Source organism: Vibrio penaeicida (genome assembly GCF_002933855.1).
Classification (GTDB): Bacteria; Pseudomonadota; Gammaproteobacteria; order Enterobacterales; family Vibrionaceae; genus Vibrio; species Vibrio penaeicida_A.
The window spans coordinates 26,185-39,848 of record NZ_BFAQ01000008.1; the positions used below are offsets into that span (position 1 = coordinate 26,185).

General features: G+C 43.3%; 16 protein-coding genes. 13 read left to right on the top strand and 3 right to left on the bottom strand.

From position 1 onward, the window contains the following. Together VPNCDNU1_RS01965 and nhaA are read left to right on the top strand one after the other, a co-directional pair. Positions 1 to 1,119, top strand: a complete 1,119-nt coding sequence (locus tag VPNCDNU1_RS01965; protein WP_104398800.1) for a lipocalin-like domain-containing protein — start codon at positions 1 to 3, stop codon at positions 1,117 to 1,119. A 327-nt stretch (positions 1,120 to 1,446) separates the two neighbouring features. Next, positions 1,447 to 2,616 carry a Na+/H+ antiporter NhaA gene (gene nhaA, locus VPNCDNU1_RS01970; RefSeq protein WP_104398801.1) on the top strand — a complete coding sequence of 390 codons (1,170 nt, stop codon included), beginning with the start codon at positions 1,447 to 1,449 and terminating at the stop codon, positions 2,614 to 2,616. A gap of 73 nt (positions 2,617 to 2,689) precedes the next feature. On the opposite strand, the gene xthA is transcribed toward nhaA, so the two are convergent. Beyond that, entirely contained in the window at positions 2,690 to 3,496 is an 807-nt protein-coding gene (gene xthA / locus VPNCDNU1_RS01975) for an exodeoxyribonuclease III (RefSeq protein ID WP_104398802.1), read from the bottom strand. Positions 3,497 to 4,001: 505 nt separating this feature from the next. Between xthA and VPNCDNU1_RS01980 the strand changes: the two genes are divergently transcribed. The 5 genes from VPNCDNU1_RS01980 to VPNCDNU1_RS02000 all read left to right on the top strand — a co-directional run bounded on the left by VPNCDNU1_RS01980 (position 4,002) and on the right by VPNCDNU1_RS02000 (position 8,548). Next, on the top strand, positions 4,002 to 4,553 hold the full coding sequence (locus VPNCDNU1_RS01980; RefSeq protein ID WP_201797103.1) for a GNAT family N-acetyltransferase: 552 nt from the start codon (positions 4,002 to 4,004) through the stop codon (positions 4,551 to 4,553). 443 nt (positions 4,554 to 4,996) lie between these two features. Beyond that, positions 4,997 to 5,497 carry an SLATT domain-containing protein gene (locus VPNCDNU1_RS01985; RefSeq protein ID WP_104398803.1) on the top strand — a complete coding sequence of 167 codons (501 nt, stop codon included), beginning with the start codon at positions 4,997 to 4,999 and terminating at the stop codon, positions 5,495 to 5,497. Between the two features lie 277 nt (positions 5,498 to 5,774). Continuing rightward, positions 5,775 to 6,587, top strand: coding sequence for an ABC transporter ATP-binding protein (locus tag VPNCDNU1_RS01990; protein ID WP_104398804.1), 813 nt, complete (start codon positions 5,775 to 5,777; stop codon positions 6,585 to 6,587). Next, positions 6,587 to 7,540, top strand: a complete 954-nt coding sequence (locus VPNCDNU1_RS01995) for an ABC transporter substrate-binding protein (RefSeq protein WP_104398805.1) — start codon at positions 6,587 to 6,589, stop codon at positions 7,538 to 7,540. The genes VPNCDNU1_RS01990 and VPNCDNU1_RS01995 overlap by 1 nt, the downstream gene beginning before the upstream one ends. 6 nt (positions 7,541 to 7,546) lie before the next feature. Then, on the top strand, positions 7,547 to 8,548 hold the full coding sequence (locus tag VPNCDNU1_RS02000; RefSeq protein ID WP_104398806.1) for a FecCD family ABC transporter permease: 1,002 nt from the start codon (positions 7,547 to 7,549) through the stop codon (positions 8,546 to 8,548). A gap of 110 nt (positions 8,549 to 8,658) precedes the next feature. Here VPNCDNU1_RS02000 and VPNCDNU1_RS02005 read toward each other — a convergent pair whose 3' ends face one another. Continuing rightward, positions 8,659 to 8,955, bottom strand: a complete 297-nt coding sequence (locus VPNCDNU1_RS02005; RefSeq protein WP_101112231.1) for an ArsR/SmtB family transcription factor — start codon at positions 8,953 to 8,955, stop codon at positions 8,659 to 8,661. 106 nt (positions 8,956 to 9,061) lie between these two features. Here VPNCDNU1_RS02005 and VPNCDNU1_RS02010 point away from each other — a divergent pair, with 106 nt between their 5' ends. Both VPNCDNU1_RS02010 and VPNCDNU1_RS02015 read left to right on the top strand, forming a co-directional pair. After that, complete coding sequence (locus VPNCDNU1_RS02010; protein WP_104398807.1) at positions 9,062 to 9,979, top strand: permease; 918 nt, start codon at positions 9,062 to 9,064, stop codon at positions 9,977 to 9,979. Positions 9,980 to 10,060: 81 nt separating this feature from the next. Then, the gene (locus tag VPNCDNU1_RS02015) at positions 10,061 to 10,525 is read left to right on the top strand and encodes a GNAT family N-acetyltransferase (protein ID WP_104398808.1); all 465 of its coding nucleotides are present in this window, start codon (positions 10,061 to 10,063) and stop codon (positions 10,523 to 10,525) included. Positions 10,526 to 10,541: 16 nt separating this feature from the next. Here VPNCDNU1_RS02015 and VPNCDNU1_RS02020 read toward each other — a convergent pair whose 3' ends face one another. After that, a complete protein-coding gene (locus VPNCDNU1_RS02020) occupies positions 10,542 to 11,297 on the bottom strand; it encodes a 3-hydroxybutyrate dehydrogenase (RefSeq protein WP_104398809.1) in 756 nt (251 codons plus the stop codon). A 252-nt stretch (positions 11,298 to 11,549) separates the two neighbouring features. On the opposite strand from VPNCDNU1_RS02020, the gene VPNCDNU1_RS02025 reads away from it, so the two are divergent. The 4 genes from VPNCDNU1_RS02025 to VPNCDNU1_RS02040 all read left to right on the top strand — a co-directional run bounded on the left by VPNCDNU1_RS02025 (position 11,550) and on the right by VPNCDNU1_RS02040 (position 13,617). Next, positions 11,550 to 11,852, top strand: a complete 303-nt coding sequence (locus tag VPNCDNU1_RS02025) for a Dabb family protein (RefSeq protein ID WP_104398810.1) — start codon at positions 11,550 to 11,552, stop codon at positions 11,850 to 11,852. A 214-nt stretch (positions 11,853 to 12,066) separates the two neighbouring features. After that, positions 12,067 to 12,414: a hypothetical protein gene (locus VPNCDNU1_RS02030; protein WP_104398811.1), complete on the top strand. Its 348-nt coding sequence runs from the start codon at positions 12,067 to 12,069 to the stop codon at positions 12,412 to 12,414. Positions 12,415 to 12,558: 144 nt separating this feature from the next. Continuing rightward, complete coding sequence (locus VPNCDNU1_RS02035; RefSeq protein WP_104398812.1) at positions 12,559 to 13,020, top strand: OsmC family protein; 462 nt, start codon at positions 12,559 to 12,561, stop codon at positions 13,018 to 13,020. 72 nt (positions 13,021 to 13,092) lie between these two features. Further along, complete coding sequence (locus tag VPNCDNU1_RS02040) at positions 13,093 to 13,617, top strand: lipocalin family protein (protein ID WP_104398813.1); 525 nt, start codon at positions 13,093 to 13,095, stop codon at positions 13,615 to 13,617. Positions 13,618 to 13,664: the final 47 nt, after the last annotated feature.

The window sequence follows — 13,664 nt, forward strand, 5'->3', positions numbered from 1 at the left end:
ATGAGTCGTCCATCCAAATCTAAGATATTTCCAGTTCTATTCTCTATTGTTGCTCTGAGCGGCATATCGTGGATTTTCTATGACTCTTTTTATGGCTCTGTAACAGGGGAGCATGAAAATGAAGTCAATACGGTGTTGATTGGTAGCAAAGACGCGGTATTTGAACCAGTGTTGCCAGATGACCCAGTGGCAATACCTGAAGATTTCAAGGAACACCCTGATTTTCAGCATGAGTGGTGGCACTTTTTTGCTAATGTCCAAGATGAGAATGATGAACACTATGGTATTCAGTGGAGCTTTTTCCGAATAGCTAGCGATGAGCGTGAAATAGGCGGCTGGCAAAGCCCACAGACGTACTTGTCGCATGTTGTTATTACATCTAACCAAACAAGCATTAAAGAGCAGAGGGTCGCTCGTGGCGGGATCGGGCAAGCAGGTGTGCAAGACGCGCCATTTGGCTTATGGATCGATAACTGGCGTTGGAGCACAACCAGCAATGCGCCTTTTCCTAGTACTCTGAACATAGAAACCGATGAGTTTAAGGTTAACCTCCATAGTTCTACCATTGGTCCATATGTGGTGAATGGCGATTTCGGTTATCAGATTAAGCATGATCTTCTTCCTGTCGCTTCATTCAGCGTAGCTGCACCGTTTATTCGCACCAAAGGTGAACTTGTTCTAGGTGGTAAAACTTACCGTGTACAAGGGGAAGCGTGGTTTAACAAAGAGTGGGGCAGTGGTTTACTTGCTGAAGGGCAACAAGGCTGGGACCAATTCTCACTGCGTCTGACAGATGGACGAACATTAATGGTTAATCAATATCGACACGTAAGGCAACCCTCTTATACTTTCGGAACCATTGCAGACAGAAAGGGAGATGTTGTCATTCTAAAGGGCGAAGATGTCGAGATCGTTCCGATTGGCACAGCTAAATTGAGGAATGGACGTAAATTGCCTTTGCAATGGGTTATCAACGTACCAAAGTACAACATTAACCTGACTACTCGAGTAATGAAATCCGAACAATGGTTGCCATTCGCTATTCCTTATTGGGAAGGTCCTATTGTGGCTACGGGCAGCCACGAAGCAGTAGGTTTAATGCAATTGACAGGGTATTGATGACTTAAGTTTAGAAATTAGTAATCACTCTCATTATGAAATATTTAAAAAACCGTGTTCTTGTAGCGCGGTTTTTTTGTGGGTATAAATACTAAATTAGTTGCAACGTTTAGCGTTATAAACTGTGAACGGCTATACAATAAGGGAAGTCATAATAAACTTAGTCTAAATAACAGTAAGGAATACTCTGATTAAAACTTGATAAGTTTCGGAAAAACCGATGTTTGAGCTCCAAACAAGCGATTTTTCCCAAGCGACATCACACTATAAACTTTGAATTATTGTTTGTTAGCATTCTATTAACAAAGTAGATGAAAGGGCGATATCATGAATGATGTCATTAAACACTTTTTTAAAATGGAATCCGCGGGTGGTATCATCCTAGTAATTGCGGCTGCAATTGCTATGTTCGTCGCGAACTCCCCACTCAATGAAATGTACCAAGCAGGGTTACACACCTATGTATTGGGCATGTCCATTTCTCACTGGATCAATGATGGCTTGATGGCTGTCTTCTTCCTTCTCATTGGTCTAGAAGTTAAGCGTGAACTACTAGAAGGCGCTTTAAAATCCAAAGAAACCGCAATCTTCCCAGCTATTGCAGCTGTTGGCGGAATGCTTGCACCTGCACTTGTCTATATCGCATTCAATAGCGGTGACCCAACAGCAATGCAAGGATGGGCGATCCCTGCGGCAACCGACATCGCATTTGCCTTAGGTATTATGGCGCTTCTTGGAAAGCGCGTACCGGTAAGCCTAAAAGTATTCCTACTTGCGTTAGCTATTATCGATGACTTAGGTGTCGTTGTAATTATCGCGCTGTTTTATACTGGCGATCTTTCGACCACTGCGCTTTTGATAGGCTTTGTTGCCACTGCCGTCTTGTTCTTTATGAACAGTCGACACGTCAGTAAGATTCGATGGTACCTCATAGTCGGCTTTATTCTGTGGGTAGCGGTATTGAAATCTGGTGTGCACGCAACGTTGGCTGGTGTAGTAATAGGCTTCGCTATTCCGCTTAACGGCAACAAAGGGGAGCGGTCGCCTCTCAAGCACGTTGAACATGCACTGCACTCTTATGTCGCGTTCTTTATTTTGCCAGTCTTTGCTTTTGCAAATGCAGGTATCTCGTTGGCAGGCGTATCCATGTCAGGCTTAACCTCAATGCTACCGCTGGGTATTGCGATGGGGCTATTGGTCGGTAAACCTCTTGGTATCTTCAGCTTCAGCTGGGTTGCCGTGAAGATGGGCGTGGCTAAGTTACCAGAAGGTATCAACATGAAACACATATTTGCAGTTTCGGTACTGTGTGGTATTGGTTTTACCATGTCGATATTCATATCTGGATTGGCGTTTGTTAATGTTAGCGCAGAATTTGATACGTATTCTCGCTTGGGTATCCTGATGGGGTCGACGACTTCAGCAATACTAGGCTACTTGCTGCTTCACTTCTCGTTACCTAAAGAGCCTGTACCTGTAGAAGAAGTACAGCACTAATTAAAACCGTTTCAATCAAATAAAAACCCCGCTAGAGATAGCGGGGTTTTTTAGTGTCTATCGATTCAAATTTTTATTTGAAAACAGACCAAATAGGCGCGTGATCAGATGGTTTTTCAATTCCACGCAACTCGTAATCAATATCGGCTTCAACGCACTTTTTCGCTAGGCTAGGAGTAGCTAATACCACGTCAATCCTCAGACCTCGGTTATCATCAAACCCGCGAGAGCGGTAGTCAAACCAAGAGTACTTATCCTCGACATCAGGGTGCAAGTTACGGAATGTGTCTTCAAAGCCCCAATCTAATAACGTTTGTAGCCACTCACGTTCGATAGGTTGGAAAGAACATTTTCCCGTTTTTAGCCATCGCTTACGATTCGGTTCACCGATGCCGATATCCAAATCAATAGGGCTAATGTTGATGTCGCCCATAACAATGACCTGTTCTTCATTTGTATGGTGATCATTAAGATAGGTCATCAAGTCTTTGTAGAATTGTTCTTTATACGGGAATTTTGTTTCGTGTTCGACATTATCACCTTGTGGGAAGTAGCCATTGAGCACTGTGACTTTTTCACCATTTTCATCTTTAAAGGTTGCCATGATCATGCGCTTTTGATGATCGTCATTATCCGTTGGGAAGCCCTTTCTGACTTCAAGTGGCTCTTGTTTGCACAGCATAGCGACACCGTAATGCGCTTTTTGACCATGGTAGTAAACTTTGTATCCCATCGCTTCCACGTCTTCCAAAGGAAACGCATCATCATGAACTTTGATTTCCTGAAGACCGATGACATCTGGCTGATGCTTGTCTATTAATGCTTGCAGTTGGTGAAGGCGAGCTCGAAGACCATTTATGTTGAAGCTGATCACTTTCATTATTTTTCTATCCTCTAGTGAGACCTTGTGCGACATAAGGTATCTATTTTCATAGGCTTCGCTACAACGAACCCTCATTTCTACGCTAATTTAAACATGTTTATTTCGGCATCTCTACCTCGACACTCTCACCTGAATTCAAATGTCCTAAATTTAGACGTTTTCTCCAATACAGCTTTAACTCTACTGGAGCTCATTTCGTCTGCGTTTGTTCATAAAATCTAATTGATTGTATGAAAATCATACAGAACTCCGTAATGTTAAACGATGTGATCTGTCAACGTTTTAGTTTTGTATCTTTGATATCATGCTGCATAAATGCTTAGATTTTTGACAATGTACGGTAATGTCGATTTTATATGGAATTAAGTGCTATCAAAGGGGTTGAGTGACGATGTTTTGTCTAATAGTATCTGCCTTGCCGTACACACCTGCAGGGGTGTATAAGCAACCTTAATTTGTGGTACATTTTTCACCTACATAGCGATATGTAGGTGATTTTTTTATGAATACTCATCTCCACACTCTAACCTACTCAAAGTTACAAGCCATGATCCCAGAAATTGAAACCGATAGGTTGCTTTTAGTCGGACCAGATGAAAGCTGCTTTGAAGCCTATGAGGCATTTTATACCGATCGCGTCGCGTCAGAGGCGTATGGAGGACCTATTTCACGTTCAATGGCATGGGTTCGCCTTAAAAGCGATATTGGTGGTTGGTACGTGGATGGTTTTGGCGTTTGGGCTATCAAAGAAAAAGGTTCAGGGAAAATCGTTGGAGTTTGTGGATTTTGGCAAGGGTTGGGTTGGCCTAGAGAGCTAACTTGGTGGTTGTTGCCAAGTTCAAGAGGACAAGGTTACGCGGTAGAAGCGTCTCTTGCCGTTATCTCGTATGCCTACCGCGAGTTTGGCTGGCAAGAAGTCGAGACCTATATGAATGATGCCAACAAGCCCGCGAAATCCTTAGTTAAGCGGTTAGGTGGCGTAAAATCTAGGAGAGAGAAATTCCCTGATGATTTAAGCCGCGATATTTATGTTTTCCCCGATATCGATAGCTAAGATCAACAACTTCTATAGTTATTGTCCTTCCACGTACCTCTTCTTTGTCTCCATTTTGTGCACTTAACCGTGTTTATTTTTACCTTTTGTATACCACTATCTCTATCTCCTTACAGAGGGAACTTTGTCTTTTCTGTACTTTGAAAGTGTTCACACCGTGAATAAACAGCGAAAATCACCAGTGGAATACTGTTTGTATATACAGTATATTTCTCATTAATAATATGGGATTTGATGCGTTAAATAGTTGAATTAATCGAATGGGCTTTATGCATGATGATGTTTTAATATATTGATTTTATTATGATTTGATGATTGTCGCTGTTCTCCTTTCCTAGTTTGATGAAAAATAAATACGTATCAGGGTTTTTATCTCAAAACCAGTTGCAATGGAGTTGTTGTGGGCAAGGAAGCTGAATGCTCGGAATGGTTCAGGTGGCGTTATGGCGAAGAATTTAAATGAAGGTCAAATGGCAACATTGATCAAATGGCGGGCTAGGTGCAAAAGGGCTCAACTGGCTCATAGCTACACGGCAATTTCCTATGGGCGCTATCATTTGCTGCTCGGTGTTGTATTGATTGTATTAACGACGGCATCTTCTGTTTTGATTTTCGCCAGTGATGTCCAGCCCATTTGGTTATCACCAGTCGTTGGGACGTCGGCCGCTTTGTTTGCTTATTTACAAACCTTTTTAAGGCTTTCAGAAAAAGCAGACACCCATCGGCAAGTTGCAAGACGCTATGGTGCGTTAAAAAAACGGATTGAGTACGTGGTTGATTTTCGTGCGCCTATGAAAGACTTAGGTACGCATATTGATGCCATTCGGCAGAAAGAAGATGAGATAGCATCAGATGCCCCCCATGCTCTTAGCCATCGCTGGAGTAAAGCCAAAAAAGAAACGCATACAGAAAACGAGGCAGCAAGATTAATGACGCGCTTATAACTAACCTCAGCTTTGGATAACAGAACATCTTTCTAGTCGCTGTTTGTGCTGCTAACTGCGTTGAATTCACTTGCAATAGGCTCGCTATTGACGCGTTAATTCGCCTTGTTACCAACAAAAACCTCTAACTAGAAAGGACATAAAGTACAACTTTCAGTTAATTCGATGGGTTATGCTGTTTCTTGTCCAAAGCTGAGGTCAACTAACGTGCAAGCTATTGACATGTATATCTATAATTGTGTTATGTTATAACATATCTTTAAATTATGGTTTCACAATGTCCACACAGTCTACGCTCATCCTCGATGTAGAAAAGTTATGTGCCAAAAGCTCGTTAGGGTGGAAGGTGTTAACACAAGCCACTTTTACCGTCTCTCAGGGTGAGTGTGTGGCTATTATTGGTCCAAATGGCTGCGGTAAGTCGAGCTTGCTGAAAGCAATATCAGGGGAATATGAACCCTTAGAAGGTCGCCTGTTTGTAGAGGGCGTCCCTGTTAGTGAGATGTCACCGCAACAAAAAGCCAAATCCATTGCTGTTGTTGCGCAAAACGATCATGTTGATCCAAGACTTACGGTCCGAGAATATGTTTGGCTGGGTCGGGTTCCCCATACCTTTTGCTGTTCTAAAAGTACCCATGAGAGAGCTGTGGAAAATGCCATTCAAGACGTCAATCTCAGCGACAAAGCCGACCGCCCGATGGGCGCGTTGTCAGGTGGAGAACAGCAGCGAGCAAACATAGCGAGAGCATTTGCTCAAGAACCCAAGTTAATGCTGCTTGACGAGCCAACCAATCATCTCGATCCTCTAGCCCGATTAGAACTACTGGAATTGATAAAAAACAGAAACATGGCATCAATCGCTGTATTGCATGATTTGCCATTGGTCGCCCCTTTTGCCGATAAAGTGATTTTGATGTCAGAGCAAAAAATAGTGAAGTGCGATACCGCTGAAGAAATCTTACAAGACAAGCACATTACCCCTGTTTTTGGGCTGCGTGTTTTAACTTTTAACCACCCGCATTTGACCAATGTCGTTCACCACTTTGAAGCGGCTGGCTCACGTGTACAATCATCTTTAGGAGTTGCTTAATGAAATGGTCTGTCATTCTGACGGTTCTTTTACCTGTTTGGGCGCAAGCTGCAAATACTCAATACCCAGTTACCGTTGATAACTGTGGAACCCCGCTCGTGATTAAAGAACGCCCTAGTCGAGCTGTATTTCACGATATCAATATGACGGAGATGGCGTTTTCTCTGGGATTACAAGAGAGTATGGCTGGTGTAACGGGTATCTCAGGGTGGTACAAGATGTCCCCGAGCTTTGAAGAAAAGCTGGGAAGTATTAAAGAACTGGCGCCCAAATACCCTTCATTAGAAACTCTAATTACCTCCAAAGCGGATTTCTTCTTTGCGGGTTGGAATTACGGCATGAAAGTTGGTGGGGAGGTGACGCCGAAGACTTTAACGCCTTATGGCACTAACACCTTAATCCTGTCTGAGAGTTGTATCCATACCAATAAGTTAGAGCAGAGCGCGAACATGAACTTATTGTATGATGATGTCATGAAGTTGGGAGTGATATTTGATCGACAAGAAAAGGCCAAATCGTTAGTCAGTGAATGGCAAAAGAGAATAGCGGCTGTATCAAAAAATCAGAACCCTAATGCAGCTAAACCTAAAGTGTTTTTGTATGACTCTGGTGAAGATAAACCCTTTACCGCCGGAAAATATGCCATGCCAAATGCACTTATTCGGGTTGCCGGAGGAAATAACGTCACAGACAATATGGAAACCAGCTGGTCAACGACGTCGTGGGAACATGTTGCTAAAGAAAACCCTGACGTGATCATTCTTTTGGATTACCAAAGCGCGAGCGGTGCGGATGCTTTGAAAAATTTCTTAGAGCAACATCCACTCATGCAGCACACAAAAGCGGTTAAAGACAAGCGGTATGTAAAGCTTCGCTATGAACAGCTTACCCCAGGTCCTGCCAATATAGATGCCATTGAAAAACTGTCACGTGCGTTGTTTCCAAATAACTAGCGCTAAATGAAGGTGTATTCTTACTCAGTTATGTGGCTGCTCGGTGGAGCAGCTCTTCTGGTGGTATTTACATTAAGTCTCGTGCTCGGTTCCACAACGCTTTCTATGGACGAGTTGTTTATTGGATTACGTTCGTTTGGCGACGATGACATATCCATGACCAGCCGGATACTGATGGATTTACGATTACCAAGAGCGCTGCTTGCCGTAATTGGTGGAGCGGGGTTAGCGTTGGTAGGTGCATTGTTGCAAACTGCCACAAGAAATGACTTAGCAGACCCATTTTTATTTGGTTTGTCTTCAGGTGCTTCTGCCGGGGCAGTATTAGTGATAACCCGTCTTGGCGATGCACTAGGGACTTGGTCTTTGCCTATAGCAGCGTTTGCCGGAGGCATTGTATCGGCATCGGCGGTGATCATTCTGTTCTCCATTCAAAAGAAGCGCGGAAATGACAACTTAGTTCTTTGTGGTCTCGCCATTTCATTTCTATTTGGTGCGGTGACAAGCTTTCTCATCTACTCAGGGGATCAAAGAGCAGCCAGTTCGATTCTTTTTTGGACCATGGGCGGGCTAGGATTAGCGCGCTGGGACAACTTATTCTTTGCACTCGTTGGCGTACTTGGCGTGACAGCGTTGATTCTTAAACGCTACCGAGATTTAGATACGCTGCTAGTGGGCGATCAAACAACCCACTCGCTAGGCATTAATGTTCACAGGTTAAGAAGTGAAATTTTTATATGCAGTGCCTTTTGCACGGCATCCATTGTTGCACTTACAGGGGTCGTAGGTTTTATTGGCTTGATGGTGCCACACTTGGTACGGCCTTTTTCCGGCATGACCCACCGTAGATTATTGCCATTGGTAGCGCTATGGGGAGCAGTGATGCTGACCACTGGTGATGTTGTAAGCCGAACCATTTTAGCGCCACAAGAACTGCCCGTTGGTATTATTACCGCCGCGCTTGGTGGGGTATTTGTGTTGTATCTCGTGTGGAAGAAAACTGTGTAACAGGCTGGGTACCCTATTTTTTGGGGTACCTTAGGTTTGAGGTGCCTTAGGTTTGAGGTGCCTTTTTTTGAAGGGCTAAGCTTCTATTTGTGTTCCCTTTCCATCATGCATCACTCTTCTTCTTCGTCGGCGCAGCACTCGTCGAGCAAGAAGCTGATCACACCTCGAAGCTTTTCATATTCAGCGACACAAAAAAGCGTTCTCCCTTCTCGGCGCTGTGTCAGTAAACCTGCTGAAACCAACCCCGATATATGATGTGATAGTGTCGATCCTGGAATAGCGAGGCTTTCTTGCAGCCCTCCAACAGCGATACCTCTAAATCCGGCTTTCACAACACTTTTGTAAATAGTCAGCCTTGTTGGGTGACCTAACTCTTTCAGAGACTTCGCGACGATTTCGATGTCCATTTAGTTTCCTCTCTAATTTTATATTTCGATATTACTAGAAATATCTTGATCATTCTATTGGTAAAGAATATATTTCGAATATTCTAGAAATATAGAGATTTTTATTATGTTCGATACAAATACACTCGCTCTGCAAGACACGTTATCCATGTTCGCTTTTCTAGCGGTTGAGCTAACCATACTGTTTCTAGCCATTAGCTATGTGGTGGGTGTTATTCAACTGTATATTCCGCCAAAAAAAATCCAGAGCATATTGAGTAGCAAAAATGGCAAAGGTTATGTGGTAGCCGCGTTTCTAGGCGCAGTCACTCCTTTCTGCTCTTGCTCAACGATCCCATTCTTGAAGGGGCTATTAAGAGCAAGAGCAGGCTTTGGAACCATGATGGTATTTCTATTTGCTAGCCCGTTATTGAACCCCATCATTATTGGATTGTTTGCGATCACATTTGGTTATCAAGTCACAATATTGTATTTCTCAGTAGCCATGGGGGTATCTGTGTTAGCGGGGTATTCCCTCGAAAAACTTGGATTTGAAAAGTACATCAAGCCTGAAGTTTATGATGCACCAATTGCAAAAGGGTGTGGAGCAACGTGCAGTGAGGGCAAGAAACCAGAAAGCAAATGGGTTAAGGTTTGGCATAGTACTTGGAACGATTTTAAAAAGGTTTTACCCTTCTTGATTGGTGGTATTGCCATTGGTTCGATTATCTACGGCTTTATGCCAACAGAATTCATCGCGAGTGTTGCGAGTAAGGATAACCCTTTGGCTATTCCCGTTGCGGCTGTCATTGGCATTCCGCTCTACATCCGTGCTGAAGCGGTGATTCCACTCAGTGCCGCACTTGCTGCCAAAGGCATGGGGCTTGGCGCGGTAATGGCGTTAATAATCGGGAGTGCAGGTGCCAGCCTAACGGAAGTCATTTTGTTAAAATCGATGTTTAAAAATACTCTGGTTGTCTCTTTTATCGCTGTAATTTTGTCTATGGCTATCGGTGCAGGGCTGCTCCACAATGTTCTGTTTTAGCTATCAGTGGACTTTTAGTTTCAGAACATCCTGAGAAAGGCGAACTGTGTACAATCAAGTGTTTAAACGGATGGAAGCATAATGAATACTGGAACACCAGAAAGACTTCGCTTCAAACATGTCGCTCCGGACGATCGCGATTTTCTATTTTTAGTGAAGGAACTAAACAAGAGCCTAACTTCTATTACGAGTGATAGCGGTGAGAGTTCGTTCAAAGCAGAAGCGTTTAACTCGGAAAAAGATGGGTATCTGGTGGGTTATTTAAATGGTGAACCCACAGTATGCGGCGGATTTCGTTATCATTCAGAATCCGCCTGCGAAATAAAACGTATGTACTCCGCGAAACCAGGGCTAGGGTCATTGCTGCTGAGTGAACTGGAGTCATACGCACTCAGCAAAGGGTATCGTTCGGCTTTGCTGTCTACGAGGCGAGTAAATACAAGAGCGGTTTCTTTCTACAAAAAACACGGATACCACGATATTCCAGCTTACGGGAAATACGTTGGAAGGGCGGTTTCCGTGTGCTTAGGAAAAAAGCTACAGTAGTTCCTACCCAATCCATTTATTGCGCTGTCCACCCTAAATCGATGGATAAACTTGATCCTGTTATGGATCTGCCTGCATCACTGACCAAATACTTCACCATGGCACCGACCTCCTCGGGCTCTATCATTCTTTTAATGGCGGCGTTTTTCAGCATGATCTCTTGTACTACGGAGTCGTAATCCAAATTATGGTTAGCAGCTTGGTCTGCAATTTGTTTTTCAACTAGAGGTGTTTTGACATACGCGGGGCAAATAGCGTTCGCGGTAATGCCACATTCGCCGCCTTCTAGTGCGGAAGATTTAGTCAGCCCAACCAACCCGTGTTTTGCGGTCACGTAGGCGGCTTTATACGGCGAAGCAACTTGACCATGAATAGAGGCAATATTGATAATTCTTCCCCAATGATTAGCTTTCATTGGTGCCCAGCAGTACTTAGTGAGCAGAAAAGGGGAGGTGAGCATTACAGAAAGCATTTTAGATAACACGTTTTCAGGGAAAGTCTCTATTGGGCTGACATGCTGAAACCCTGTGTTGTTCACTAAAATGTCGATTCTACCAAGCTTGGAAAGGACTTGTTCGACAAGCGCTTTGTTGTTCGACTCCTGAGAGAGATCGGCACAGAAAAACTCGCACCCAAGTTCAGAAGCCGCTTGTTTGCCTTCGCTCTCATTCAAATCAGCGATAGCCACTCGGATGCCCTCGGAAGCTAAAGATTTCGCAATGGCGTATCCTATGCCGCTTGCTCCACCTGTCACGATTGCCACTTTATCCATTCAGTTTCTCCTTTTCTGTTGTTGAATAACCCGGCCGTAGATTAATTTGATACGTTTGTAGAACAAAAACTAACCGAAATTACAGTGTAATTGAAATTGGTACGTGAGACTTTGCTGTCGATACAGGTTCAGAATTTTGGGACTTTATCATCATTGCATGGAATGAAGTTCGCAGAACCCAATTTGGTGCGCGGAAACCTTTTCAGTGATCAGTATGATGTATAGAAATTAAGCGAATTGAAGGGGAACACAATGATAAGGCATCTACTGCTTGTAGAGTTTAAAGAATCAGCACAACAGGACCAGATCCAATCATTGCTTGGGTTATTTTTGGAGATACCCAATGCAGTGAAAGGTGTCGCGTCTGTTGAGTGGGGTAAAAATGATAGCCCAGAAGGAAAAAACAAAAATTATACGCACTGTATTTTTATGACGTTTGCAGATGAAGAGGGGCGTCAGAACTATTTAAAACACCCAGAGCATGAATCTTTAAAGGCTCAATTTCACCCAATCTTAGAAGACATTATTGTGCTTGATTACATTCCACAATGTTAAACCATTGACCCTTCCTGTATGAGTAAAGAGGTGGAGCTTGGTATTGTTACATTACCAGCTCAGCCCTCAAAAAAGTTCCTTTATGGGCGCAAGAATTTTCAGGGAAACTTTCATTTTTGAACCGCGAAGACAGTAACGTTAAAAAACATTGACCAAAACGTGGTTGTTTATAAAATGCATTCCCTACGTTGTATTGATAATTTTAATTAATCGAATGAATCGAAATCTTTTTGCTGCCTTACTGCTGGTGCTCAGCAGTCAAATACCTTCACTTGTTCACGCTAATTCCATTCTCTATGATTCTTGTGACCGAAATTCGCATGCTTTTTCCAGTGCCAACTGCAATGAAGATGCGAAGAAAGAAAGTGGCTTTGAATACGAAGATTCCATATGGAAAAGTGATGAAACTGACGAGCCGCTTATCACCTTTACTGACCGAGGACGTTCTCCAGCTGACAATGATTGGGAAGCGATGGATATTGAAGATAAGGTACTGAATGAAAAAAGAAACGATTGTGCCCGCCGCGAGGCCAATGATTGCATCATATACGAGAATGATTAAGAAAGGGTGTTCGTCCTCAATCTGTATTGTGCCTACCGATTTTGCTTGGTAAATATAGTCGGCCGCCTAAATCGTTAAGAATCTCCGCGAAACCATCCAAGAGTTTGGGTACACTTTGTTTTTTCTCAAGGTGTACTCACAAGAATGACGATTCATCACGCAACAATCCGTTGGCAAAAACTGGAAAGTCAAACGTTTACTGATAGCCAATTTTGCCGCACACATTCTTGGGAATTCGATGGTGGAATATCCCTACAAGCGTCTTCTTCTCCCTTAGTTATTCCTCCTCCATTGTCAGATGAATCGGCTGTTGATCCAGAAGAGGCGTACGTCGCGACGCTTTCGAGCTGCCATATGATGGCATTTTTAGCGATTGCCGCTAAGCGGAGGTATGTAGTGGAGCATTACGAAGACAAAGCGTTCGGGACATTGTCGGAAGGTGAAGACGGAAAGCGGTGGATCAGTAACGTGTCATTAAACCCAATTGTGGCTTTTTCCGGCGATAAAATCCCAACTCCAGAACAACTTCAAAAGCTGCACGCCATGGCTCACAAAAACTGCTTTATTGCGAATTCAGTGAAATCCAAAATCGAAATCCATTCGTAAAAACTAAGGCTATTTTTATATGTAGCCTCAGCCTTGAGGTTATTTATTTTCCAATACAGTGTCGGGGAATCAATGAAAATTATCGGAATGGCTTTATCCATATTATTTTTGAGTGGCTGTTTAGGTATGCCAGACAAAGTACAACCAGTGCAAGAATTTGCTGGAGAGCGATATTTAGGGAAATGGTATGAAATCGCGAGATTGGATCATTCGTTTGAGCGTGGATTAGAGCAGGTAACGGCGGAATATTCTTGGCGCGACGATGGCGGTATTCGCGTTATCAATCGTGGTTATTCTCTTGAAGACAACGAGTGGAGCCAAGCGGAAGGTAAGGCGTACTTTGTAGAAGGCGATGATCAAGGTTACTTGAAGGTCTCATTCTTTGGTCCGTTTTACGGTTCTTACGTGGTATTTGAACTGGAAAAAGAAGGCTACGACTACGCTTTCGTTTCAGGACCAGATAACTCCTACCTTTGGTTGCTGTCTCGTACACCTGAAGTCAGCCAAGAGATTAAGGACAAGTTTGTAGAGATCTCTAAAGCAAAAGGTTTTAACACCAATGAGCTGATATTCGTGAATCAGCAACCTTTCAAATAGACCTATCTAATGCAGTCTCAAAGCATTTATACCTTGGGTCTGTTGAT

What these genes read in the sequence shown, in the direction of transcription:
- VPNCDNU1_RS01965 (WP_104398800.1), top strand. Translation starts at nt 1, where the DNA reads ATGAGTCGTCCATCCAAATCTAAGATATTTCCAGTTCTATTCTCTATT.
- nhaA (WP_104398801.1), top strand. Translation starts at nt 1,447, where the DNA reads ATGAATGATGTCATTAAACACTTTTTTAAAATGGAATCCGCGGGTGGT.
- xthA (WP_104398802.1), bottom strand. Translation starts at nt 3,496, where the DNA reads ATGAAAGTGATCAGCTTCAACATAAATGGTCTTCGAGCTCGCCTTCAC.
- VPNCDNU1_RS01980 (WP_201797103.1), top strand. Translation starts at nt 4,002, where the DNA reads ATGAATACTCATCTCCACACTCTAACCTACTCAAAGTTACAAGCCATG.
- VPNCDNU1_RS01985 (WP_104398803.1), top strand. Translation starts at nt 4,997, where the DNA reads ATGGCGAAGAATTTAAATGAAGGTCAAATGGCAACATTGATCAAATGG.
- VPNCDNU1_RS01990 (WP_104398804.1), top strand. Translation starts at nt 5,775, where the DNA reads ATGTCCACACAGTCTACGCTCATCCTCGATGTAGAAAAGTTATGTGCC.
- VPNCDNU1_RS01995 (WP_104398805.1), top strand. Translation starts at nt 6,587, where the DNA reads ATGAAATGGTCTGTCATTCTGACGGTTCTTTTACCTGTTTGGGCGCAA.
- VPNCDNU1_RS02000 (WP_104398806.1), top strand. Translation starts at nt 7,547, where the DNA reads ATGAAGGTGTATTCTTACTCAGTTATGTGGCTGCTCGGTGGAGCAGCT.
- VPNCDNU1_RS02005 (WP_101112231.1), bottom strand. Translation starts at nt 8,955, where the DNA reads ATGGACATCGAAATCGTCGCGAAGTCTCTGAAAGAGTTAGGTCACCCA.
- VPNCDNU1_RS02010 (WP_104398807.1), top strand. Translation starts at nt 9,062, where the DNA reads ATGTTCGATACAAATACACTCGCTCTGCAAGACACGTTATCCATGTTC.
- VPNCDNU1_RS02015 (WP_104398808.1), top strand. Translation starts at nt 10,061, where the DNA reads ATGAATACTGGAACACCAGAAAGACTTCGCTTCAAACATGTCGCTCCG.
- VPNCDNU1_RS02020 (WP_104398809.1), bottom strand. Translation starts at nt 11,297, where the DNA reads ATGGATAAAGTGGCAATCGTGACAGGTGGAGCAAGCGGCATAGGATAC.
- VPNCDNU1_RS02025 (WP_104398810.1), top strand. Translation starts at nt 11,550, where the DNA reads ATGATAAGGCATCTACTGCTTGTAGAGTTTAAAGAATCAGCACAACAG.
- VPNCDNU1_RS02030 (WP_104398811.1), top strand. Translation starts at nt 12,067, where the DNA reads ATGAATCGAAATCTTTTTGCTGCCTTACTGCTGGTGCTCAGCAGTCAA.
- VPNCDNU1_RS02035 (WP_104398812.1), top strand. Translation starts at nt 12,559, where the DNA reads ATGACGATTCATCACGCAACAATCCGTTGGCAAAAACTGGAAAGTCAA.
- VPNCDNU1_RS02040 (WP_104398813.1), top strand. Translation starts at nt 13,093, where the DNA reads ATGAAAATTATCGGAATGGCTTTATCCATATTATTTTTGAGTGGCTGT.